Consider the following 19,928-nt stretch of genomic DNA (forward strand, 5'->3'; position numbering starts at 1 on the left):
TTATAAAAATATGAATTTCGCAATGAAAATCGCGCACAACACCCACAGGCTGACAGAAATCTCGCGGTACTTGCCGGTGCCGGCCTTCAGCGCTACATAGGTGATAAAGCCCAGAGCGATCCCGTCGGCGACCGAGAACGTCAGCGGCATCATGATGGCAGTGACGATCGCCGGAATGCTGTCGGTAGCTTCATCCCAATTGATATGGGCCATGCTCGCCATCATCAGCATCGCTACGTAGATCAACGCGCCAGCGGTGGCATAGGCGGGAATCATGCCGGCCAGCGGTGCGAAGAACATCGCCGCCACGAACAGTACGCCCACCGTTACAGCGGTCAACCCGGTGCGGCCACCGGCTGCCACACCTGCGGCGCTTTCCACGTAGCTGGTCACTGGCGGCACGCCAACCATGGCGCCGAACACACTGGAAGCACTGTCGGCCTTCAATGCGCGGGACAGGTTGTCGATCTTGCCATCGGCCTTCACTAGCCCGGCCCGTTGGGCAACGCCCATCAGTGTACCGGCAGTGTCAAACATGTGTACAAAAAGAAAGGCAAATACCACGCTGATCATGCTCACATTGAACACACCCATCACGTCCATCGCCATCCAGGTCGGTGCCAGGCTCGGTGGGGTGGAGAGAATGCCGTTGTAATGCACCAGGCCCAGGCCCCAGCCGGCGAGGGTCACGGCGATGATGCTGATCAGAATTGCGCCGAATACACGGTGATAACTGAGGATGGCGATCAGCAGGAAGCACACCGCCGCCAGCAGTGGGGCGGGTTCATGCAGGGAGCCGAGCTTGATCAGGGTGGCTGGGCTGTCGACGATGATGCCGGCGGTCTTCAGGCCGATCACCCCGAGGAACAGACCCACACCCGCGCCCATGGCATGACGCAGGCTGACCGGAATACTGTTGAGCAGCCATTCTCGGATGCGTGACAGCGTCAGAATCATGAACAGCACGCCCGAGACAAATACCGCGCCGAGGGCCGTCTCCCAGTTGTAGCCCATGGTGCCGACCACGGTGTAGGTGAAAAACGCATTCAGCCCCATACCCGGCGCCAGGCCCACTGGCCAGTTGGCATACAGACCCATCAACAGGCACCCCAGGGCTGCGGCGATGCAGGTGGCGACAAAGGCCGCACCGTGATCAATACCGGCGTCGGCCATGATGTTGGGGTTGACGAAGATGATGTAGGCCATGGTGATGAAGGTGGTGAGGCCGGCGATCAGCTCGGTCTTCACTGTGGTGCCATGCAAGCGCAGTTTGAACAGGCGTTCCAGCCAACCGCCTTGCGGCGTGGCCAGGTCCAACGTAGGGGCTTCGGTTTTACGGCTATCCACAGCGAGTACTCCTCAATCGTTTTATTGTTATGTCCAGCGCCGGTCACACGAGTGGGCAACAGCGCTTTGAGGTACTGGCGGGTTTGTTGACCAAAAGGTCAGGAACTCGCACGAAGCGAATTATGCTTTTGTATACAAATAAAGCAAATAATGTTTTCGAATGTTTGGGCTAAAGTGGATGAAAGGCTGACTCCCAGGGGGACAGGCAGATTTATTCCGCCCGCCGCCTTGAAACATTGCTGCAATACCCGCACTTTGAGGGCGCAAGCATTCGCTCGGAATGCGCACAGCGGCATAAGGGGAGCCCATGTACAAGGTTTATGGCGATTACAAGTCGGGCAACTGCTACAAGATCAAATTGATGCTTAGCTTGTTGGGGATCCCGTTTCAGTGGATCGATATCGACATCCTCAAGGGCGACACCCAGACCCCTGAGTTCCTGGCGAAGAACCCCAACGGCAAGATCCCGGTGCTGGAGCTGGAAGACGGCACCTGCCTATGGGAGTCCAATGCGATTCTCAATTTCCTCGCCGATGGCAGCGAGTTCCTGCCCACGGAACCGCGCCTGCGCACCCAGGTATTGCAGTGGCAGTTTTTCGAGCAGTACAGCCATGAGCCGTATATAGCAGTGGCGCGGTTTATCCAGTTCTATCTGGGGCTGCCGGAGGATCGCTTGGAGGAATACAAGAAATTGCACAAAGGCGGCTACAAGGCCCTTAAGGTCATGGATCGCCAACTGCAGTTGACCCCGTATCTGGTGGGCGACCAATTCTCCATCGCTGATGTGGCGTTATATGCCTACACCCATGTGGCCCAAGAGGGCGGGTTTGATTTGGACGCTTATCCGGCGGTACAAGCGTGGTTGCAGCGGGTGGCCAGCCATCCTCGGTATGTGCCGATGTTGGACTGATAATGCAATCAAAAGGTGGGAGGGGCACAGCCCCTCCCACATTTAGCTCAATAGTGAGTCAGATAATTCGTGATTTAGCAGTTCAAAGCAGCGCTGCGCCGCCGGGCTCAATGCCATCGCGCTGCGTGTGATCAAGCCGATCTCCCGGTTCACGCCGGGATGATCGATGTCGATTCGCTTCAACCCCTCCAGGCTGTCCGCCGCCGATTCCGGCAGCACGCTGATCCCCAACCCCTGGCGCACCAGCGCCAATACCGTCGACATGTAGTTGGCCTCCATGCCCGCATTCAGCGTCAGCCGTGTCTGGTCAAACAGTGCGTCGACCTGTTCGCGCACGCTGCTGTCACGTCCGGTAAGGATAATTGGCTGGTCGGCCAGTTGCGCCAGGGTCAGTGACCGATAGCGCGTCAGTGCATGATCCAGCGGCACAAACGCGCACAAGCGATCATTGAGCACCGGCTGAAATTGCAGGCCATGGCTCAGGCGCGCCCGTACGCCGATGCCGAAATCCACCTCGCCGTTGCGGACCTGGGCATGAATGCGATGGGCCACCAGGTCATGCAGGCGCACCTCGATCCCGGCAAAGCGCTGGCGAAACAGGCGCAAGGCCGGGGGCAGGGCGCCGGCGCAAACTGACGGCAGGGCGGCGATGGTCACCACGCCGCGACGCAAGGCTGCGAGGTCGCGTGAGCCGGTGACGATGTTGTCCAGGTCCAGCAGCAGTTTTTCCATGGGCCCGCGCGCATCCTGGCCGGCAGCGGTGATGCTCACATGGCGCGGGCTGCGGTCGAGCAGGGCGACGCCGAGCCAGTCTTCCAATTGCTGTACTTGCACGGTCAGGGCCGAAGGCGACAGGTGCAATTCGTTGGCCGCCTTGGTGAAACTGCCGGTGCGGGCCACCGCGAGGAAGGCCTGGATGTGCTGTATCGAGTTCTTCATTTTGTTTCCCGAACATGCTAGGCCGAATATTCCAATTTACAAAGACTAACCCGCTTCCAATACTCCGGGAAAACAATAACCGGCCAAAAACGGCCACCCTGGAGTTATCCATGCTCGCAACCCTGGGCGTCATCACCATTCTCAGCCTGCTTGTCGCTGTCATGAGCAAGCGTCTCTCGCCACTGGTGGCCCTGATCGCCTTGCCGATCATCGCCGCTCTGGTCGGTGGGTTCGGCCTGCAAACCAGTGCCTTCATTATCACCGGAATCAAGAACGTCGCCCCCGTGGTCGGCATGTTTGTGTTCGCGATCCTGTTTTTCGGGATCATGACCGATGCCGGGATGCTCGACCCCATCATTGATCGCATCCTGCGCACGGTAGGGACGCGTCCTACACGAATTGTGGTTGGCACCGCGACGCTGGCGTTGCTGGTGCATCTGGACGGCTCCGGCGCGGTGACCTTTCTGGTGACGGTGCCGGCGATGCTGCCGTTGTATACGCGGCTGGGCATCGACAAGCGCATTCTCGCCTGCGTCTGCGCGATGGCGGCGGGGGTCAACTTTCTGCCCTGGACCGGCCCGGTGCTGCGCTCGTCGGCGGCGCTGCATGTGCCGGTGGCCGATCTGTTCCAGCCGCTGATCCCGGTGCAGATCGTCGGGCTGATCTTCGTCTTCGCGTGCGCCTGGTGGTTGGGCCATCGTGAAGAAAAGCGCCTCGGCCTGGGCGCCGGTTCCAACGTGCAGGCGGTGCCGCAACGGGTGCTCAGCGACGACGACATCAAGCTGCGCCGCCCACGGTTGTTCTGGGTCAACCTGATCCTGACCGTGCTGGTGATGGTGGTGATGATTGCCGGTTGGGTCGACCCCGTGGTGATGTTCATGCTCGGCACCGTGGTTGCGCTGTGCATCAACTACCCCAACGTGGACGCCCAGCGTGCGCGCATCGACGCCCATGCGAAAACCGCCCTGACCATGGCCAGTATCCTGCTCGCCGCCGGGGTGTTCACCGGCATCATGCAAGGCTCCGGCATGCTCAAGGCCATCGCCGAAGTGGCGGTGGCGCAGATTCCGGCGGGCCACGGCAAGTTGATCCCGGCGGTCGTGGGGTTCCTGTCGATGCCCCTGAGCATGTTGTTTGACCCCGACTCCTACTACTTCGGCGTGATGCCGGTGATCGCCGAAGTCGGCAAGGCGCTGGGCGTCGACCCCCTGCAAGTGGCCCAAGCCTCGTTGCTGGGCGTGCACACCACCGGTTTTCCGGTCAGCCCGCTGACGCCCGCGACCTTCCTGTTGGTGGGCCTGTGCAAGATCGAGTTGGCCGATCACCAGCGATTCACGATTCCTTTTCTGTTTGCCGCCTCGGTGTTGATGACCCTGACGGCGTTGCTCCTGGGAGTGATTTGAGATGAACACCTTGCGCATTGGCTCCGGCGCCGGCTATTCCGGTGACCGTATCGAACCTGCCGTGGAACTGGCCGAACATGGCGACCTGGATTACCTGGTCTTCGAATGCCTGGCCGAACGCACCATTGCCCTGGCACAACAGGCGCGCATCGGCGACCCGCAGGGCGGTTATGACCCGTTGCTGAGTGAACGCATGCGCCGAGTATTGCCCTGCGTGGGCCAGCCCGGCGGTCGCCGTCGCTTACGGGTGATCACCAACATGGGCGCGGCCAACCCTGTGTCGGCGGCCATTGAAGTGCGGCGCATTGCTGCCGAGCTGGGCCTGGGTCTGAAGGTTGTGGCGGTGGTGGGGGATGATGTACTGCACGCTTTGCCTGCCGAGCAGTTGCTGGATAACGGCCAGACCGTTGGCTCCCTTGGTGAGCGGTTGATCTCCGCGAATGCCTACCTGGGTGTGGACGGCATTCTTGAGGCACTGCGCGCCGACGCCGATGTGGTCATCACCGGGCGGGTGGCCGACCCTTCGTTGTTCCTGGCGCCGCAGATGTTTGAGTTTGGCTGGGCCGCTGATGATTGGCAGCGCCTGGGGCGCGGCACTTTGGTTGGGCATTTGCTCGAATGTGCCGGGCAGGTCAGTGGCGGTTACTTCGCGGATCCTGGCTTCAAGGACGTCGATGACCTGGCGCGCCTGGGCTTTCCGCTGGCTGAAGTCGATGCGGATGGCCACGCCGTGATCACCAAGGTTGCAGGTTCTGGTGGCCGTGTCAGCCGTGCCACGTGCATCGAACAATTGATCTACGAAGTGCACGACCCAGCGGCGTACCTGACTCCGGATGTGACGGCCGATTTTTCCCAGGTGGGGTTTGTCGAGGAGGGCGTTGATCGGGTTCGCGCCCACGGTGCCGAAGGGCGTGCACGGCCCGAACAGCTGAAAGTCAGCGTCGGTTATCTGGACGGCTGGATCGGTGAGGGGCAGATGTCCTACGGTGGCCCGGGGGCTGTCGCACGCGCGCAGTTGGCGCGAGATGTAGTGCTCAAACGCCTGGAATTGATCGGCGTAAAGATGCAGGAGGTGCGCGCCGAATTGATCGGCATGGATTCATTACATGGTCCACGCAGTACTGTCGAGCCTTGGGAAGTGCGGCTGAGGGTTGCCGCCCGTTGTGACGAACGCAGCGACGCCGTGCGGGTCGGCAATGAAGTGGAGACCCTCTATACCAACGGCCCAGCCGGAGGCGGTGGGGCTAGCAAGAGTGTGCGCCAGGTCGTGGCGGTGGCATCGTTGTTGCTGCCCCGTGAAGCGGTCAAACCGAGGATTGAAGAATGAAACTGCATGCGCTGGCCCATTCCCGCACCGGGGATAAGGGCGACACGTCGAACATCTCGATCATTGCCTATCGCGCGCAAGACTACCCGTTGCTGTGCGAACAGCTTACGGCGGAGCGCGTCACAGAGTTTTTCAAGGATTTGCTGGACCCGTTAGCGGCCCCCGTTCGACGTTATGAATTGCCGAATGTGCAGGCGCTGAACTTCGTGTTGCCGGGTATCTTGCGTGGGGGCGTGACCCGCTCACTGGCGCTGGATGCCCACGGCAAGTGCCTGGGCTCGGCACTGCTGGATCTGGACCTGACAACACTGACTTAACAACACCGCACCGCAAATGTGGGAGCTGGCCAGCCAGCTCCCACATTGACCGCAGCGTGCTTCAGATCGCAGCGAAGCGCTTGTCCAGGTAGTCGATGATCACCTTGGAGTCGTACATCCAGATGGTCTGGCCATTCTCTTCGATGCGCAGGCACGGCACCTTGATCTTGCCGCCTTGCTCCAGCAGGGTCTGGCGGTCCTGCTCGTTGTTCTTTGCGTCCTTCAGGGCTACCGGCACGTTCAGGCGATGCAGGGTGCGGCGGGTTTTCACACAAAACGGGCAGGCGTGGAACTGGTACAGCGTCAGCGCCTTGGCCGCGTCGTTCACCCGCGCCTGTTGTTCGGCGGGGCGCTGCTTTTTGCGTGGGCGGGTCAGAAAATCGCCCGCGATGATGATCTGGCCGAGGCCCACTCGAAGTGCTTTGACGAACATGGCTGTTACCTCTTGCCCATAACTGAGGGGGCGCAGCTTACCTGATTTCTGCAGGCGAAAAAAAACCGGCGATGAACGCCGGTTCTTTCCTACCCAGCCGGTTACTTGATCAGGCTGAGAAATTCGCTGCGAGTGGCCGCGTTATCGCGGAACTCACCGAGCATCACTGAGGTGATCATCGACGAATTCTGTTTTTCCACACCGCGCATCATCATGCACATGTGCTTGGCTTCGATTACCACGGCCACGCCCAGGGCGCCGGTCACTTGCAGCACCGCATCAGCGATCTGGCGGCTGAGGTTTTCCTGGATCTGCAGGCGGCGCGCATACATGTCGACGATTCGTGCAACCTTCGACAGGCCCAGCACTTTGCCGCTTGGAATGTAGGCCACATGGGCCTTGCCGATAAACGGCAGCAGATGGTGTTCGCACAACGAGTACAGCTCGATGTCCTTGACCAGCACCATTTCGCTGTTATCGGAGCTGAACAAGGCACCGTTGGTGACTTCTTCGAGCGTCTGTTCATAACCGCGGCAAAGGTACTGCATCGCCTTGGCGGCACGCTTTGGCGTGTCGAGCAGACCCTCGCGGGAGACGTCCTCGCCGAGTTGGCCGAGAATCTCTGTGTAATTCTGTTCCAGGGACATGAAACTACCTGTGGGATTTTCGCAAAGCGCAAGGTTACGGTGGCGGGCACATCGCTGCAAGCCTGACGATGGCACTTTACTCGTCGCGGCCTTCGAGCATGGTGCGCTTGAGCATCACATACACCGCACCGGCACCGCCGTGGCGGGCCTGGCAGGAAGTAAAGCCGAGCACCTGGGCATGTTGACGCAGCCAGGTGTTAACGTGGCTCTTGATCATTGGCCGCTTGCCATCCAGCCGCACAGCCTTGCCGTGGGTGACGCGCACGCAGCGGATTTCGAATTTAGTCGCTTCGGCGAGGAAGGCCCACAGGGTTTCCCGGGCCTTTTCCACGTTCATGCCGTGCAGGTCGAGGCTGCCTTCGAACGGGACCTGGCCGGCCTTGAGCTTGCGCATCTGGCTTTCCTGCACACCGTCGCGAGCCCACATCAGCTCGTCTTCGGGGCCGACGTCAATCACGAACTGATCCGACAGGCCATCCACGGTAGTGGCATCGCTGCGCACGGTCGCGGCCTGGCGCAGCTTGGCGATCTGTGCCCGGTCGGTCTTGGGTTTGCCGGTGTCGGCGCGGTCGTGCTTGATCGGCTTGACGCCGCGCAGCTCGTTTTTGAACAGGGAAAAATCGTCGTCTTGCATGTCAGCCTCCGCGAAGGGCGGGCAGTTTACCTAAATCGCGGCGGCCAGGGCGCAGCAAACGCTATCCAAGCGCCATCAGTCGTGCTTTTTCATCAGGTGCGAGGCGATATTCAACGACAAAGGCTGACGCATCCGCCGACGGCTGCGGCGCCATAACCATACGCCTAACCACAGCACCAGCAGGCCGATCCCCAACAGGATCGCCGAGCCGCCCGGGCTGGCATTCAACTCGCCCAGTGCCGGCGAATGCCCAAACAAGCCGGCGCCACCAGCGCCGGCCAACAACAAGCCTATGATCGCCAGCAGCGCGGCAATGCCCGCCACCAGGCGCAGACGCCAGTTGCTCGGGCCCTTGGGGCGCAAGCGACGAGCATCAAAACCATCGGATATCTTCATTCCGACCTTTCCTCCAGGGTATCGGCCCTTCGACCGGACAATACACAGGTTGTTCCGGAGGGAGGGGTAAATGCGCCAAATGAAAGGGCTTTGCGGATGAGCGGAGCAATAAACACGCCGCTCAACGCCAGAATGATCAGATCAGATCTTTAGTCAGTGCGAGGGTGGCGAAGTTGTCGGCCATGATCGCCATTTCGGTGTGCTGCACATGTTCGGCGCTCAGGATGCCGCCCTTGTAGGGCAGGTCGCGAGTGGCGCAGGCGTCTTCCACCAGGGTGCAGCGAAAGCCCAGGTTCTTGGCCGCACGCACGGTGGTGCTGACGCTGGAGTGGCTCATGAAGCCGCAGACGATCAGGTCCAGGGAGCCAAGGTCTTGCAAGTGTTTTTCCAGGCCGGTGCCGTGGAAGGCGCTTGGCAGCAGCTTGCCGATGATGGTTTCGTCACCCTCTGGCTCAAGCCCCGGGATGAATTCGCCACGCTCGCCCTGTGGATCAAACAGACCGCCTACGGTGCCCAAGTGGCGCACATGCACAATCGGGCGTCCGGCATTACGCGCGGCGCTGACCAGTTGTTTGATATTAGCGACAGCTGCGTCCATGCCCGAGAGGGCGAGCGGGCCGCTGAGGTATTCCTTCTGGGCGTCGATGATCACGAGGGTCGCATGACTGAGGTTGGCTGCTGCGTAACCGCGACCGCTGAGTTGAAACATCGTCTTTGGAACGGACATTCTGGGGCTCCTGTGAGTGGGGCTTTTGCGACATTGTCCACTGGCTGAGCGCTTCTGTGAATCGCTACTATCGTAAGGTACGCCGTTGCTGGCGTGCAGCCATGTCAAGAGGTGGGCTTGTTTAACACAATGCGGGTCAATTGGATGAAATCCGACGTACGGCGCCAGGGTTTTCGTACATCGTCGGTACAGGTGAAGGCTGTTAGAATTGCCAGTCGTTTTTTCCAGGAGCTTGCCCCGTGATCACTTCCCGCCTGCGCACTTTGCGCGACCATATCCGTTGGGCTGTCAGCCGTTTCCATGGGGAAGACCTGTTTTTTGGCCATGGCACCGACAATGCCTGGGACGAAGCCCGGCAATTGGTGCTCGGCGCCTTGCACCTGCCGTGGGAAATTGCCGACAGCTACCTGGATTGCAACCTCGAAGAAGAGGAAATCTCCCATGTGCAGCGTTTACTGCATCGCCGTATTCACGAGCGTGTGCCCACCGCCTACCTGTTGAAAGAGGCGTGGTTCTGCGGCATGTCGTTTATTGTCGATGAGCGCGTGTTGATCCCGCGCTCACCGATTGGCGAACTGATCGAAAACCGCTTCGAACCCTGGTTGGCGCAGCCGCCGGCGCGCATCCTCGACCTGTGCACCGGCTCCGGTTGCATCGGCATTGCCTGTGCGTACGAGTTCCAGGAGGCTGAAGTTGTACTGGGTGACCTGTCCTTCGAAGCCCTTGAAGTGGCAAACCAGAATATCGAGCGCCACGGCGTCGATGAGCGGGTCTATACCGTGCAGGGCGATGGTTTTGACGGCTTGCCCGGCCAGCGATTCGACCTGATCGTGTCAAACCCACCGTATGTGGATGCCGAAGATTTTGCCGACATGCCGGATGAATACCAGCACGAGCCGGAACTGGGCCTGGCCTGTGGTGACGACGGCCTGAACCTGGTACGCCGGATGCTGGCCGAAGCGGCGGACCATCTGACCGAGAAGGGTTTGCTGATTGTCGAAGTGGGCAACAGCCAGGTGCATGTTGACGCGCTGTATCCGGAAGTCGACTTTGCCTGGCTGGACTTCAAGCGGGGTGGGCATGGGGTGTTCATGCTGACGGCTGAGCAGTGTCGCCAACACCAGGCCGTTTTCGCTGCCCGGATATAACTGCAGAAACTCGGTCAATGTGGGAGCCAGCTCCCACATTTTGATTGCATTTCAATCTATCAGCGGTGCGTGGCAATCCAGATCAACAACCCTGCCTGAAACACCGTAAACGCCACCAGGCACGTGATGGTAAAGCGCAGCCCGCTGTCCTCGCGCTTGAACTTGATGACTTTTTCCTCTTCCTTGCGCAGCTTCACTTCCTGTTCCGCCAGGTTCTGATCGGCCTGTTGCAGCATCTGCGCGGCTTCGAGGATCTCCACGAACTGCACCTTCTCAGTGTTCCAACTGTCCAGCACGTCGCCGACCTTGCCCGGCTGCACATTGCCTTTGAGGTGCTGCACGTCGGCATAGGCCACATCAAATCCCTGGATACGCAGGAAGTGATCACGACGCAGGCGCGTGGCTTCGTTGAGGGCGTCCTTGTTGGCCAGGTCCACGCCGTCGACGCGGTAGTGGGACCACTTCTTCTTCGCCCAGGCGGCGGCCTGAGCGACCAGGAAACGGCCGATCCCCCGGTTGGCCGGTTCGATTTCCAGGCTGTTGCCTGGGCCGAAATGCACGCGATGTTTATCATGGTCCACCCAGATATCCAGGTGGTTCTGCTCGCGGCGTACCCGCTGGCCGGGCAGTTGGATAACCATGCGCAACAGGCTGTGGTGCTTGTCGTGGCGCTCGGCATAGCCGAACTGCACAAAGCGCAACGGCCGTGCGCCAGTGGCACGGTCGGTGGTCAGCGGAGCCAGGCGCAGCATCTTGAAGTGTTCGGCGTGGACGTCCGCCCACGGCAGGGCCGCCGCCTCGACGGCCGCGGTTGCAGTCGAGGTGTCGGCGGTAGATTCGGGTGTTGCTTCGGTGGTTGTCATGCGGCGCGATCCTGTCCAAGCCCAGCAAGCCGACAGTCTTTTTACTGTCGACTCTGGACTTATCGGCCGGTTTGCCCAGGACTGGAGGCAAATTGTCGCTTAACGGGGTTGAAGTCCGTCGATAAACGCGACGATACGCTGGCCCAGTTCCGCAGCCAGGGGCAGTTTCGGGTCATTGTAGGACGCCAGTTGCTGCTTCACGTTGTTGGGCACGATGCGCATCACGTGGTTCATGCCTTCTATGACCGTCAACTGCGCGTCGGGCTTGGCTTTTTTCAACTGCTGGGCATCCGCGATACCGACCTGGATATCGTTGGTGCCTTGGATGATCAACGCCGGCATGTTCAGCCTGGCGAAGGCGGCCGATGGGTCGGCGCGGAACAGGCTGATCAGATAAGGCTGCACGCTTGGTCGGAAGATGCCTTCGAGTGGGCGCGGCACGTCGGCATCCACTTGGCCGGCCTTGAGGTGGTCGAGGATTTCATTGCTGCGCAACAACAGGGCAGGGGGCAAGTGATCGGCCAGTTGCTGGCGAATCACCTGGTCTACCGGGCGCGCGCTGCCCGACAGGGAAATCACCCCGGCCGGCGCCAGTTGCGGCGCGGCGAGGGCGGCTACCAGCGCGCCTTCGCTATGGCCCAGCACTATCAGCGGGCCCATGCGCTTGTCGGCCTTGAGCAGCTTGCCCCAGGCCACCGCATCGGACACATAGGCGTCCAGGGTGAGGTTGCGTTCATCCGGCGTGGCGGCCAGGCTGGCGGCGACCCCGCGCTTGTCGTAGCGCACGCTGGCGATGTTATGCCGGGCGAGCACCCAGGCCAGGCGCTTGAGGCTGTCATTGCGGGCGCCGTCGGCGCTGTTGCCATTGCGGTCGGTGGGGCCGGAGCCGGCGATGATCAGCACCACCGGCACCGGTTGGTCGGACTGCGGCAACAATAATGAGCCAAACAGTTGGCCGCTGCCGGTGTCCAGGCTGATAGGGCGTTGCAGTACCACAGGGGAGGCGGCCTGGACCGCGGCGGTAAACAGGGTGAGGGTGAACAGCAGAACTCGCAGCATCATCGCGCCATCATCAGTGAGGTGCCGGTTGGACCAATGTCTACCGGTAAGGTTTCGAGGATGAACTAGTCGGTTAGCCTGCGTATACTGGCCGCCTTAAGTTATTACGGTTGACTTGATTCAACTGATTTCACGGAGCGCCCTGCATGTCCGGCAATACCTTCGGCAAGCTGTTCACTGTCACCACCGCGGGCGAAAGCCATGGCCCGGCGTTGGTCGCCATTGTCGACGGCTGCCCACCAGGCCTGGAGCTGTCCCTGGAAGACCTGCAGCGTGACCTCGACCGCCGCAAGCCCGGCACCAGCCGCCACACCACCCAGCGCCAGGAGCCGGACGAAGTCGAAATCCTCTCCGGGGTGTTCGAGGGCCGCACCACCGGCTGCGCCATTGGCTTGTTGATTCGCAACACCGACCAGAAGTCCAAGGACTACTCGGCAATCAAGGATGTGTTCCGCCCGTCCCATGCCGACTACACCTACCATCACAAATACGGCGAGCGCGACTACCGTGGCGGTGGCCGCAGCTCGGCGCGGGAAACTGCGATGCGCGTGGCCGCCGGTGCCATCGCCAAGAAATACCTGGCCACCCAGGGCATCGTCATCCGTGGCTACATGAGCCAGTTGGGCCCGATCGAGATCCCGTTCAAGAGCTGGGACAGCGTGCAAGACAACGCCTTCTTCTGTCCCGACCCGGACAAGGTGCCGGAGCTGGAGGCCTATATGGACCAGTTGCGCCGTGACCAGGACTCCGTCGGTGCCAAGATCACCGTGGTGGCCGAAGGCGTCAAGCCGGGCCTGGGCGAGCCGATCTTCGACCGCCTCGACGCCGAACTGGCCCACGCGCTGATGAGCATCAACGCGGTCAAAGGCGTGGAAATCGGTGCAGGTTTTGCCTGTGTTGCCCAGCGCGGCACCGAACATCGCGATGAGCTGACGCCTGAAGGTTTCCTCAGCAACAATGCGGGTGGCATCCTTGGCGGTATTTCCTCCGGCCAACCGATTGTTGCGCACCTGGCGCTCAAGGCGACCTCAAGCATTACCACGCCGGGCCGTTCGATCGATGTACACGGCAACCCGGTGGACGTGATCACCAAGGGCCGTCATGACCCGTGCGTCGGCATCCGCGCCACACCGATTGCCGAAGCCATGATGGCCATCGTGTTGATGGACCACCTGCTGCGCAACCGTGGGCAAAATGCCGATGTGCGCGTGACCACACCGGTACTGGGCCAACTGTGATCGCCGCCGGCAAGCGAGCTTGTTGTTGTGGCGAGCGAGCTTGCTCGCGCTGGGCTGCGAAGCAGCCCCAATAAAATGACCCCACCGCTCCCATACTGGCGCCTCTCCAGCTTCTACCTGTTCTACTTCGCCCTGCTCGGAGCGACCGCGCCGTTCCTGGCGCTGTACTTCGATCACCTGGGCTTTTCCAGCGCGCGTATCGGCGAACTGGTGGCCATCCCCATGCTGATGCGCTGCGTGGCGCCGAACCTGTGGGGCTGGATCGGCGACTTCACCGGCCGGCGCCTGGCCATCGTGCGATTTGGCGCGGTCTGTACCCTGGCCAGTTTCTGCCTGATCTTCGTCAGCAAGACCTACGCCTGGCTGGCGATGGTCATGGCCCTGCACGCATTCTTCTGGCACGCGGTGCTGCCGCAGTTCGAGGTCATCACCCTGGCCCATCTGCACAAGCAAACCTCGCGCTACAGCCAGATCCGTCTGTGGGGCTCCATCGGCTTTATCCTCACTGTAGTGATCATGGGGCGCCTGTTCGACTGGCTGAGCCTGGATATCTACCCGGTCGTGGTGGTAGTGATCATGGCCGGCATCATCGGCGCCAGCCTGTGGGTGCCCAATGCCCAGCCTGCCAACCACGGCAATCGCTTGGCCGGTGACGGTTTCCTCAAGCAATTGCGCAGTCCCGGGGTGCTGGCGTTCTATGCCTGCGTGGCATTGATGCAAATGAGCCATGGCCCGTATTACACCTTCCTCACCCTGCACCTGGAACACTTGGGCTACAGCCGTGGCGTGATCGGGATGTTGTGGGCCCTGGGGGTGGTGGCGGAGGTCCTGATGTTCCTGGCCATGAGCCGTATCCTGGCGCGTTTTTCGGTGCGCCGGGTGCTGCTGGCCAGCTTTGTGCTGGCGGCGCTGCGCTGGTTGCTGCTGGGCGCCTTTGCCGAATTTTTCTGGGTGTTGCTGTTTGCGCAGCTCATGCACGCAGCCACATTCGGCAGTTTTCACGCGGCGGCGATTGCCTTTGTGCAGCGCAGCTTCGGTGACCGTCAGCAAGGCCAGGGCCAAGCCCTGTACGCTGCCTTGGCCGGTACTGGCGGTGCCCTCGGCGCCCTGTATTCCGGTTATAGCTGGAACCTGCTGGGCCCGACCCTGACGTTCAGTATCGCCAGCGTCGCGGCGCTGGCCGCCGCCATTATCATTGGCCTTAGATTGCAAGAGCCGAACCAAGGAACCGTGCAATGAGTTACGTAGCCGTTTATCACATCGCCACCGCAGATACCCCCAACAAGGTGCTGACCCATTTCGACGACATCCAGTCGACCTTGGCCGAACACGGCATAGGCTTTGAACGCTGGCAGCCCGGCATTATCGAGAAAGGCGCCAGTGAGGCGCAAATGATCGCGGCGTACCGTCCGCAGATCGATGCGCTCGGCTATGCCACGGCGAAGGTGATCAGCGTGATGGGCGACCATCCCCAGAAGCATGAATTGCGTGACCCGTTCCTGGTAGAGCGCACCTGCCGTGAAAATAACGCGTATTTCTTTATCGCCGGCCAAGGCCTGTTCATGCTGCATGTGGGTGATTACGTGTACGGCGTGCGCGCCGAGAAAAATGACCTGTTGGTTATCCCGGCGGGAATGTCGCACTGGCTCGACATCGGCGAGAACCCGCACTTGGTGGCGCTGCGCTTGTTCAACACCGCCGAAGGCGAGGTGCCGACGTTCAGCGCAGATAACATTGCCGCGCGTTTTCCAGGGTTGGACGACTAAGCATAAATATCTAAATATTCAACCCGGGCAAGTTGGAACTTGTTGTGGGAAAACGCCTGAATATTCGTAGGGCGAAGCTGTTTGTTCTGTGTTGTACGCTTTCACTCCGCTGGTTATGTAACTCTCTGTGCGGCGCCAATGTTTATGTCATCTGTCAATAGGAGGAGTCCGAAAGGCGGTGCCGCATCAGCAGATATAAGGAGAGAGCGATGAGCAGCCCAGAGCAGACGTGTCCCCCGATCGATAGCGTGCCGACGGCTATCAGAAAACGCCTGAACTTGTCCGGCAAGCCCCTGACCCCGACGGAGCTGGAAATCCTGCGGTGGGCTTCCGAGGGCAAGACCATCTGGGAGATCAGCCAGATTCGCGGCACCTCCGAAGCGGCAGTGAAGTTTCATCTGCGCAATATCTACGGCAAGCTGGACGTGACCAACCGGGTACAGGCGAAAAACGAAGCCACTCGCCAAGGCTTATGCTGAAGGCACAAAAAAGGGCCGCGACGCTCAACGGCGTCGCGGCCCTTTTTATATCTGTTACTTATGCCGAATGGTAGGTCGGCAGCGCAAAGCGGTTCTGGCTTTGCAGCATGGAAATCTGCGGCAGCTCGCTGGCTTGTTCGGCCAGGTCACGGCGAATGGCACTGATCACCCAGGTCAACTGATCGGCGGTGTGCAATTGCTGGTACGAGATCGAGCGCTTGACCTGTTTGCCTTCGCTGTTGCGCAGGGTCAACAGGATGCCACCGTCAGGACGTGGCTGGGTGGTGACGTCGTAGTTGGAGAATACCGAAGCGAATTTATCTTGGATCAGGCTCATGTCTATCAGCTCCATTGGCTCAAGTTGGCAAGCATGGAGTGATAGGTGCAGTGATTGTGCCAGTATTGGTTAAATAAAAAATCCTTTAAAAATCAGCTGGTTGCAAAATTTTCTAATTTTCGTTTTCGTGCAATTTGCATGAAAGGCCATCGTGCATCCTGCATTTTGCGTTATTTACTCGGCGCCTTTGCGAAGGTGTCCGGCTTGCCTTACAGCTATTGACCACCTTTTTTGCCGGAAAATTCCGCTGCCCGCGGCGGCTGCCCTTTGGGATACAAAACTTTTCAAATCCCGCGTGTACAGCCAAAGAAGGGCTGACGTATTTTCCTGTAACGCATTGGCGAGTGCCTACTAGCTCGTCATGTCCCTGGACTCGACCAAAAATAAGAAAAAGGACGTCCCGCCATGAGCCATCGGCAAAACGACATGATTACCTGGGGCATGATGCTGCGAAAGGTGCCTGCCATCGTTCGGGCGCTCCCGCGTGTGGTTCGCGGTATGCGCGCGGCCAATGTCACCGACCCCAGCCAACCCTGCGGCCTGGGCTGGCATTTCGAGCAAGCGACCTTGCGTAATCCTGACGGTGCCGCGCTGCTTTACGCTGACCAGGTGATCAGCTACCGCGACGCCAATCAGCAGGCCAATCGCATCGCCCATCACCTGCATGACCAAGGCATTCGCAAAGGCGACGTGGTAGCGCTGTTAATTGAAAATCGCCCCGAGTTGCTGCTCAACGTGTTGGCCGTGGCCAAGCTGGGCGGCGTCTGCGCCATGCTCAATACATCGCAAACCCAAGGGACGCTGGTGCACAGCCTGACGCTGGTCGACCCGGTTGCCATTGTGGTGGGGGCGGAGTTGCTGAGCTCCTACGCAGCGGTGCGCGATCAGGTGCAGATTCCGGCCGAGCGCACCTGGTGTGTGGCGGATCAACCCGATGGCGCAGTTCCCGAGGGCTACATCGACCTGATGGCGGCCAGTGCCGGGCACCCGGTGGACAACCTTGCGATCTGCGCGCAGATTTCCTACAACGATCCCTGCTTCTATATCTACACCTCCGGCACCACCGGCTTGCCCAAGGCCGGCATCATGAAGCATGGGCGTTGGACCAAAACCGCTGTGAGCTTCGGCAGGATTGCCCTGGACATGGCACCGCACGACGTTCTCTATTGCACCTTGCCGCTGTACCACGGCACCGGTTTGTGTGTGTGCTGGGGCTCGGCCATTATCGGCGCGTCCGGCTTCGCCATTCGGCGCAAGTTCAGCGCCAGCCAGTTCTGGGAGGATGCGCGCAAGTTCAACGCGACCACCCTCGGCTATGTCGGTGAGTTATGCCGCTATTTGCTCGACCAGCCCCCCAGCGAACAGGATCGCGATAACCGCGTGACCAAGATGGTCGGCAATGGCCTGCGCCCCGGTGTGTGGGCGCAGTTCAAACAGCGCTATGAGGTGGAGCATATTTGCGAACTGTATGCGGCCAGTGACGGCAATATCGGTTTTACCAACGTGCTGAATTTTGACAACACCATCGGCTTTTGCCTGCAGCATTGGGCGTTGGTGGATTACGTCCCTGACACAGGTGAACCGTTGCGCGGCAGTGATGGGTTCATGCACAAGGTCTCAACGGGCGGGCAGGGCTTGTTGCTGGCGAAGATCGATGAAAAGTCACCGTTCGATGGCTACACCGACCCGCAAAAAAATCGCAAGGTGGTGATCAGCGACGTGTTCGAGAAGGGCGACCGGTATTTCAATACTGGTGACCTGGTGCGTAGCATCGGCTTTGGTCATGCGCAATTTGTCGATCGCCTGGGCGACACCTACCGGTGGAAGGGTGAAAACGTCTCGACCACCGAAGTGGAAAACGTGCTGCTGCAACACCCGCAAATCGCCGAAGTGGTGGCTTATGGCGTCGAGATCGCGAACACCAATGGCCGTGCTGGCATGGTCGCCATCACCCCGAGTGAGTCTCTGGCTGCCCTGGACATGCGCGAACTGCTGCAATTTGCCCACGGCCAGTTGCCGCACTATGCGGTGCCGCTGTTCCTGCGGATCAAGGTAAAAATGGAAACCACCGGCACCTTCAAGTACCAGAAAATGAAACTCAAAGAGGAAGCATTCGACCCCGCCAAGGCCGGCAATGACCCGGTGTACGCCTGGCTGCCAGGTTCGCAGAGCTACGTGCCGGTTACCGGGCAATTATTGGCGCAGATCCAGGGCGGGCACTTTCGTTATTGATTCTGGCTATGGCGGCTTTTGACAAAAAAGCCATGACAGGGGGGAACTCCATCGCGACACTGGGCGCCTTATTCAGTTACACAAGCCGCCTCAGCAAGGAGCCCCCATGTCAGACCAGCCTAAACAAATGACCGAAGACGAAGCCGCCGAATTTGCCGAGCAGGTCTTCGACGTGGCCCGCCGCGGCGATGCAGCCATGCTTGCTGCGTTATTGGCCAAGGGCTTGCCAGCCAACTTTCGTAATCACAATGGCGACACCTTATTGATGCTCGCGGCCTACCACGGCCACCCCGAGGCGGTAAAAGTACTGCTGGAATTCAAGGCCGACCCCTTGATCGCCAATGACAAGAACCAGTTGCCGATTGCCGGCGCGGCGTTCAAAGGCAACCTGCCTGTGGTTCAGGCCCTGATCGAAGGCGGCACGCCGGTTGAGGCGGCCTCATCGGATGGGCGTACGGCGTTGATGATGGCGGCGATGTTCAACCGCGTTGAAATGGTCGAATACCTGCTAGGTCAAGGCGCCAATCCCAAGGCTACCGACGCTCAAGGTGCCACGGCACTGGCTGCGGCACAGACCATGGGCGCGGTGGATACGGCGGCGCAGTTGCAGAAACTGGTGTAGGCTACGCGCCCTCGAAAACCCGCTCGCTACAGGATCGCCCATGAAAACCGCCCTCGTCGAACTCATCAGCAAAATCAGCGCCGGCGTCATGGCTGAGGACGAGGTGGCACGTATTGCCGACGAAGCGGCGCAAGCCTACGCAGACCCGGCCGCTTTCCTGGCGGCAAACCCGGATATCAACTACGACGACAGCTTCCCGATACCGCTGGGGGAGTGGGTGGTGGTCGGCAGCCTGCCCGACACGGTGTTGTTTCAGGCTGATACCTACGGCGACCTGTTCGCGCAGATCGTCGCCTCGTTTGGTCCGGGCGTGGCGTTCAATCTCAAGCCCAAGCAATTGACCAAGACTGAAGACCTGACCGCGTTGAACCGCATCCAGATTCAGATGAGCGCCCTGAGCCCGGAAGACGGCGGTTATGTGCTGATGAACTTCAGTCAGTTGCTCGATGATGAGATCCAGGCCGTATTGGTGTTCGGCAACGACCTGCCGCGCGTGCTGCAACTGTGCGCTGAAGTCGGCATCAAGGCTGAACCGTCGCTTGAGGCATTGAAGATCGCCGTGCACGTCTGAAATTAAAACGGAACCCCCGCCAAGGCTGACTATCCTACAAGTGCATGCCCTCACTTAGGAGCGACACCATGGGTTCCACTTTCAACGGCCTGATTGGCCTGATCATCCTCGCGCTGGATATCTGGGCGATCATCAACGTGTTCAAAAGCGGCGCAAGCACGGGCGCCAAAGTGCTGTGGATCCTGTTGATCCTGCTGTTGCCGGTACTGGGTCTGATTATCTGGGCTATCGCCGGGCCACGCGGTAACGTGCGGATCTAAGCGCCTCACTCCTCCTGGAGTCGGCGCAGTCAATGTGGGAGGGGCGGTGCGACGATTCGACTTGCTCCCGATAGCGGTGGATCAGTGACAAATAAGCTCACTGACACACCGCTATCGGGAGCAAGTCGAATCGTCGCACCGCCCCTCCCACATTTGTTCGAAAAATTTGTGTATCGAAATATTCGCTGTACAGAATTTTCACATTCCATCCAAGACAATTCGCCGGCTTTATTCGCCTGCCAGGGCTCTATCCCTGGGGCCTTTAAAGACACG

The 19,928-nt window shown here is 60.0% G+C and carries 23 protein-coding genes; 13 read left to right on the forward strand and 10 right to left on the reverse strand.

Annotated elements, in window-relative coordinates:
* Positions 1–1,347 (reverse strand): NCS2 family permease, encoded by a 1,347-nt coding sequence (locus QMK52_RS15985; protein ID WP_005789942.1) that lies wholly within the window; start codon positions 1,345–1,347, stop codon positions 1–3.
* A gap of 307 nt (positions 1,348–1,654) precedes the next feature.
* Between QMK52_RS15985 and QMK52_RS15990 the strand changes: the two genes are divergently transcribed.
* Positions 1,655–2,257 (forward strand): glutathione S-transferase family protein, encoded by a 603-nt coding sequence (locus QMK52_RS15990; protein ID WP_005789940.1) that lies wholly within the window; start codon positions 1,655–1,657, stop codon positions 2,255–2,257.
* A 42-nt stretch (positions 2,258–2,299) separates the two neighbouring features.
* Here QMK52_RS15990 and QMK52_RS15995 read toward each other — a convergent pair whose 3' ends face one another.
* Entirely contained in the window at positions 2,300–3,196 is an 897-nt protein-coding gene (locus tag QMK52_RS15995; protein ID WP_005789938.1) for a LysR family transcriptional regulator, read from the reverse strand.
* A gap of 110 nt (positions 3,197–3,306) precedes the next feature.
* Between QMK52_RS15995 and QMK52_RS16000 the strand changes: the two genes are divergently transcribed.
* Genes QMK52_RS16000 through QMK52_RS16010 form a run of 3 tightly spaced genes read left to right on the forward strand, consistent with a single transcriptional unit; the run spans position 3,307 to position 6,243 of the window.
* Positions 3,307–4,599 carry a citrate:proton symporter gene (locus tag QMK52_RS16000; protein WP_320403062.1) on the forward strand — a complete coding sequence of 431 codons (1,293 nt, stop codon included), beginning with the start codon at positions 3,307–3,309 and terminating at the stop codon, positions 4,597–4,599.
* Position 4,600: 1 nt separating this feature from the next.
* Entirely contained in the window at positions 4,601–5,926 is a 1,326-nt protein-coding gene (locus tag QMK52_RS16005) for an acyclic terpene utilization AtuA family protein (RefSeq protein WP_194438841.1), read from the forward strand.
* On the forward strand, positions 5,923–6,243 hold the full coding sequence (locus QMK52_RS16010) for a hypothetical protein (RefSeq protein WP_005789932.1): 321 nt from the start codon (positions 5,923–5,925) through the stop codon (positions 6,241–6,243). The genes QMK52_RS16005 and QMK52_RS16010 overlap by 4 nt, the downstream gene beginning before the upstream one ends.
* A 61-nt stretch (positions 6,244–6,304) precedes the next feature.
* On the opposite strand, the gene QMK52_RS16015 is transcribed toward QMK52_RS16010, so the two are convergent.
* The 5 genes from QMK52_RS16015 to QMK52_RS16035 form a co-directional block, all read right to left on the reverse strand.
* A complete protein-coding gene (locus QMK52_RS16015) occupies positions 6,305–6,676 on the reverse strand; it encodes a glutaredoxin family protein (RefSeq protein WP_320403063.1) in 372 nt (123 codons plus the stop codon).
* A 101-nt stretch (positions 6,677–6,777) separates the two neighbouring features.
* Positions 6,778–7,323, reverse strand: coding sequence for a GTP cyclohydrolase I FolE (folE, locus tag QMK52_RS16020; RefSeq protein ID WP_005789928.1), 546 nt, complete (start codon positions 7,321–7,323; stop codon positions 6,778–6,780).
* A 76-nt stretch (positions 7,324–7,399) separates the two neighbouring features.
* A complete protein-coding gene (locus tag QMK52_RS16025) occupies positions 7,400–7,957 on the reverse strand; it encodes a Smr/MutS family protein (protein ID WP_005789925.1) in 558 nt (185 codons plus the stop codon).
* Positions 7,958–8,032: 75 nt separating this feature from the next.
* A complete protein-coding gene (locus tag QMK52_RS16030; protein WP_005789923.1) occupies positions 8,033–8,353 on the reverse strand; it encodes a hypothetical protein in 321 nt (106 codons plus the stop codon).
* Positions 8,354–8,489: 136 nt separating this feature from the next.
* A complete protein-coding gene (locus QMK52_RS16035) occupies positions 8,490–9,080 on the reverse strand; it encodes a cysteine hydrolase family protein (protein WP_032880134.1) in 591 nt (196 codons plus the stop codon).
* Positions 9,081–9,319: 239 nt separating this feature from the next.
* Between QMK52_RS16035 and prmB the strand changes: the two genes are divergently transcribed.
* Positions 9,320–10,228, forward strand: a complete 909-nt coding sequence (gene prmB / locus QMK52_RS16040; protein WP_005789919.1) for a 50S ribosomal protein L3 N(5)-glutamine methyltransferase — start codon at positions 9,320–9,322, stop codon at positions 10,226–10,228.
* Positions 10,229–10,287: 59 nt separating this feature from the next.
* Here prmB and QMK52_RS16045 read toward each other — a convergent pair whose 3' ends face one another.
* Both QMK52_RS16045 and QMK52_RS16050 read right to left on the reverse strand, forming a co-directional pair.
* A complete protein-coding gene (locus QMK52_RS16045; RefSeq protein WP_005789918.1) occupies positions 10,288–11,091 on the reverse strand; it encodes a hypothetical protein in 804 nt (267 codons plus the stop codon).
* A gap of 99 nt (positions 11,092–11,190) precedes the next feature.
* Complete coding sequence (locus QMK52_RS16050) at positions 11,191–12,153, reverse strand: alpha/beta hydrolase (protein ID WP_005789916.1); 963 nt, start codon at positions 12,151–12,153, stop codon at positions 11,191–11,193.
* 143 nt (positions 12,154–12,296) lie between these two features.
* Here QMK52_RS16050 and aroC point away from each other — a divergent pair, with 143 nt between their 5' ends.
* The 4 genes from aroC to QMK52_RS16070 all read left to right on the forward strand — a co-directional run bounded on the left by aroC (position 12,297) and on the right by QMK52_RS16070 (position 15,633).
* A complete protein-coding gene (gene aroC / locus QMK52_RS16055) occupies positions 12,297–13,388 on the forward strand; it encodes a chorismate synthase (RefSeq protein WP_005789914.1) in 1,092 nt (363 codons plus the stop codon).
* Between the two features lie 75 nt (positions 13,389–13,463).
* On the forward strand, positions 13,464–14,627 hold the full coding sequence (locus QMK52_RS16060) for an MFS transporter (protein ID WP_005789912.1): 1,164 nt from the start codon (positions 13,464–13,466) through the stop codon (positions 14,625–14,627).
* Positions 14,624–15,154: a 1,2-dihydroxy-3-keto-5-methylthiopentene dioxygenase gene (locus tag QMK52_RS16065; RefSeq protein WP_005789910.1), complete on the forward strand. Its 531-nt coding sequence runs from the start codon at positions 14,624–14,626 to the stop codon at positions 15,152–15,154. Before QMK52_RS16060 ends, QMK52_RS16065 begins: the two co-directional genes overlap by 4 nt.
* A 209-nt stretch (positions 15,155–15,363) precedes the next feature.
* Positions 15,364–15,633, forward strand: a complete 270-nt coding sequence (locus QMK52_RS16070) for a response regulator transcription factor (protein WP_005789909.1) — start codon at positions 15,364–15,366, stop codon at positions 15,631–15,633.
* A 58-nt stretch (positions 15,634–15,691) separates the two neighbouring features.
* Here QMK52_RS16070 and QMK52_RS16075 read toward each other — a convergent pair whose 3' ends face one another.
* A complete protein-coding gene (locus tag QMK52_RS16075; RefSeq protein WP_003172952.1) occupies positions 15,692–15,970 on the reverse strand; it encodes a DUF3509 domain-containing protein in 279 nt (92 codons plus the stop codon).
* A 405-nt stretch (positions 15,971–16,375) separates the two neighbouring features.
* Between QMK52_RS16075 and QMK52_RS16080 the strand changes: the two genes are divergently transcribed.
* The 4 genes from QMK52_RS16080 (at position 16,376) to QMK52_RS16095 (ending at position 19,655) form a co-directional block, all read left to right on the forward strand.
* Positions 16,376–18,202, forward strand: coding sequence for a long-chain-acyl-CoA synthetase (locus tag QMK52_RS16080; protein WP_194438835.1), 1,827 nt, complete (start codon positions 16,376–16,378; stop codon positions 18,200–18,202).
* 106 nt (positions 18,203–18,308) lie between these two features.
* On the forward strand, positions 18,309–18,824 hold the full coding sequence (locus QMK52_RS16085; protein WP_005789906.1) for an ankyrin repeat domain-containing protein: 516 nt from the start codon (positions 18,309–18,311) through the stop codon (positions 18,822–18,824).
* A gap of 40 nt (positions 18,825–18,864) precedes the next feature.
* Positions 18,865–19,395 carry a hypothetical protein gene (locus QMK52_RS16090; protein WP_005789905.1) on the forward strand — a complete coding sequence of 177 codons (531 nt, stop codon included), beginning with the start codon at positions 18,865–18,867 and terminating at the stop codon, positions 19,393–19,395.
* Between the two features lie 68 nt (positions 19,396–19,463).
* Positions 19,464–19,655, forward strand: coding sequence for a PLDc N-terminal domain-containing protein (locus QMK52_RS16095; RefSeq protein WP_003172956.1), 192 nt, complete (start codon positions 19,464–19,466; stop codon positions 19,653–19,655).
* The last annotated feature ends 273 nt before the right edge of the window (positions 19,656–19,928 follow it).

The sequence above is a fragment of the Pseudomonas sp. P9_2 genome, assembly GCF_034008255.1.
GTDB lineage: Bacteria > Pseudomonadota > Gammaproteobacteria > Pseudomonadales > Pseudomonadaceae > Aquipseudomonas > Aquipseudomonas synxantha_A.

Coding starts and splice junctions, on each gene's coding strand:
- QMK52_RS15990 (WP_005789940.1), top strand. CDS start 1,655: ATGTACAAGGTTTATGGCGATTACAAGTCGGGCAACTGCTACAAGATC.
- QMK52_RS15995 (WP_005789938.1), bottom strand. CDS start 3,196: ATGAAGAACTCGATACAGCACATCCAGGCCTTCCTCGCGGTGGCCCGC.
- QMK52_RS16000 (WP_320403062.1), top strand. CDS start 3,307: ATGCTCGCAACCCTGGGCGTCATCACCATTCTCAGCCTGCTTGTCGCT.
- QMK52_RS16005 (WP_194438841.1), top strand. CDS start 4,601: ATGAACACCTTGCGCATTGGCTCCGGCGCCGGCTATTCCGGTGACCGT.
- QMK52_RS16010 (WP_005789932.1), top strand. CDS start 5,923: ATGAAACTGCATGCGCTGGCCCATTCCCGCACCGGGGATAAGGGCGAC.
- QMK52_RS16015 (WP_320403063.1), bottom strand. CDS start 6,676: ATGTTCGTCAAAGCACTTCGAGTGGGCCTCGGCCAGATCATCATCGCG.
- folE (WP_005789928.1), bottom strand. CDS start 7,323: ATGTCCCTGGAACAGAATTACACAGAGATTCTCGGCCAACTCGGCGAG.
- QMK52_RS16025 (WP_005789925.1), bottom strand. CDS start 7,957: ATGCAAGACGACGATTTTTCCCTGTTCAAAAACGAGCTGCGCGGCGTC.
- QMK52_RS16030 (WP_005789923.1), bottom strand. CDS start 8,353: ATGAAGATATCCGATGGTTTTGATGCTCGTCGCTTGCGCCCCAAGGGC.
- QMK52_RS16035 (WP_032880134.1), bottom strand. CDS start 9,080: ATGTCCGTTCCAAAGACGATGTTTCAACTCAGCGGTCGCGGTTACGCA.
- QMK52_RS16045 (WP_005789918.1), bottom strand. CDS start 11,091: ATGACAACCACCGAAGCAACACCCGAATCTACCGCCGACACCTCGACT.
- QMK52_RS16050 (WP_005789916.1), bottom strand. CDS start 12,153: ATGATGCTGCGAGTTCTGCTGTTCACCCTCACCCTGTTTACCGCCGCG.
- aroC (WP_005789914.1), top strand. CDS start 12,297: ATGTCCGGCAATACCTTCGGCAAGCTGTTCACTGTCACCACCGCGGGC.
- QMK52_RS16060 (WP_005789912.1), top strand. CDS start 13,464: ATGACCCCACCGCTCCCATACTGGCGCCTCTCCAGCTTCTACCTGTTC.
- QMK52_RS16065 (WP_005789910.1), top strand. CDS start 14,624: ATGAGTTACGTAGCCGTTTATCACATCGCCACCGCAGATACCCCCAAC.
- QMK52_RS16070 (WP_005789909.1), top strand. CDS start 15,364: ATGAGCAGCCCAGAGCAGACGTGTCCCCCGATCGATAGCGTGCCGACG.
- QMK52_RS16075 (WP_003172952.1), bottom strand. CDS start 15,970: ATGAGCCTGATCCAAGATAAATTCGCTTCGGTATTCTCCAACTACGAC.
- QMK52_RS16080 (WP_194438835.1), top strand. CDS start 16,376: ATGAGCCATCGGCAAAACGACATGATTACCTGGGGCATGATGCTGCGA.
- QMK52_RS16085 (WP_005789906.1), top strand. CDS start 18,309: ATGTCAGACCAGCCTAAACAAATGACCGAAGACGAAGCCGCCGAATTT.
- QMK52_RS16090 (WP_005789905.1), top strand. CDS start 18,865: ATGAAAACCGCCCTCGTCGAACTCATCAGCAAAATCAGCGCCGGCGTC.
- QMK52_RS16095 (WP_003172956.1), top strand. CDS start 19,464: ATGGGTTCCACTTTCAACGGCCTGATTGGCCTGATCATCCTCGCGCTG.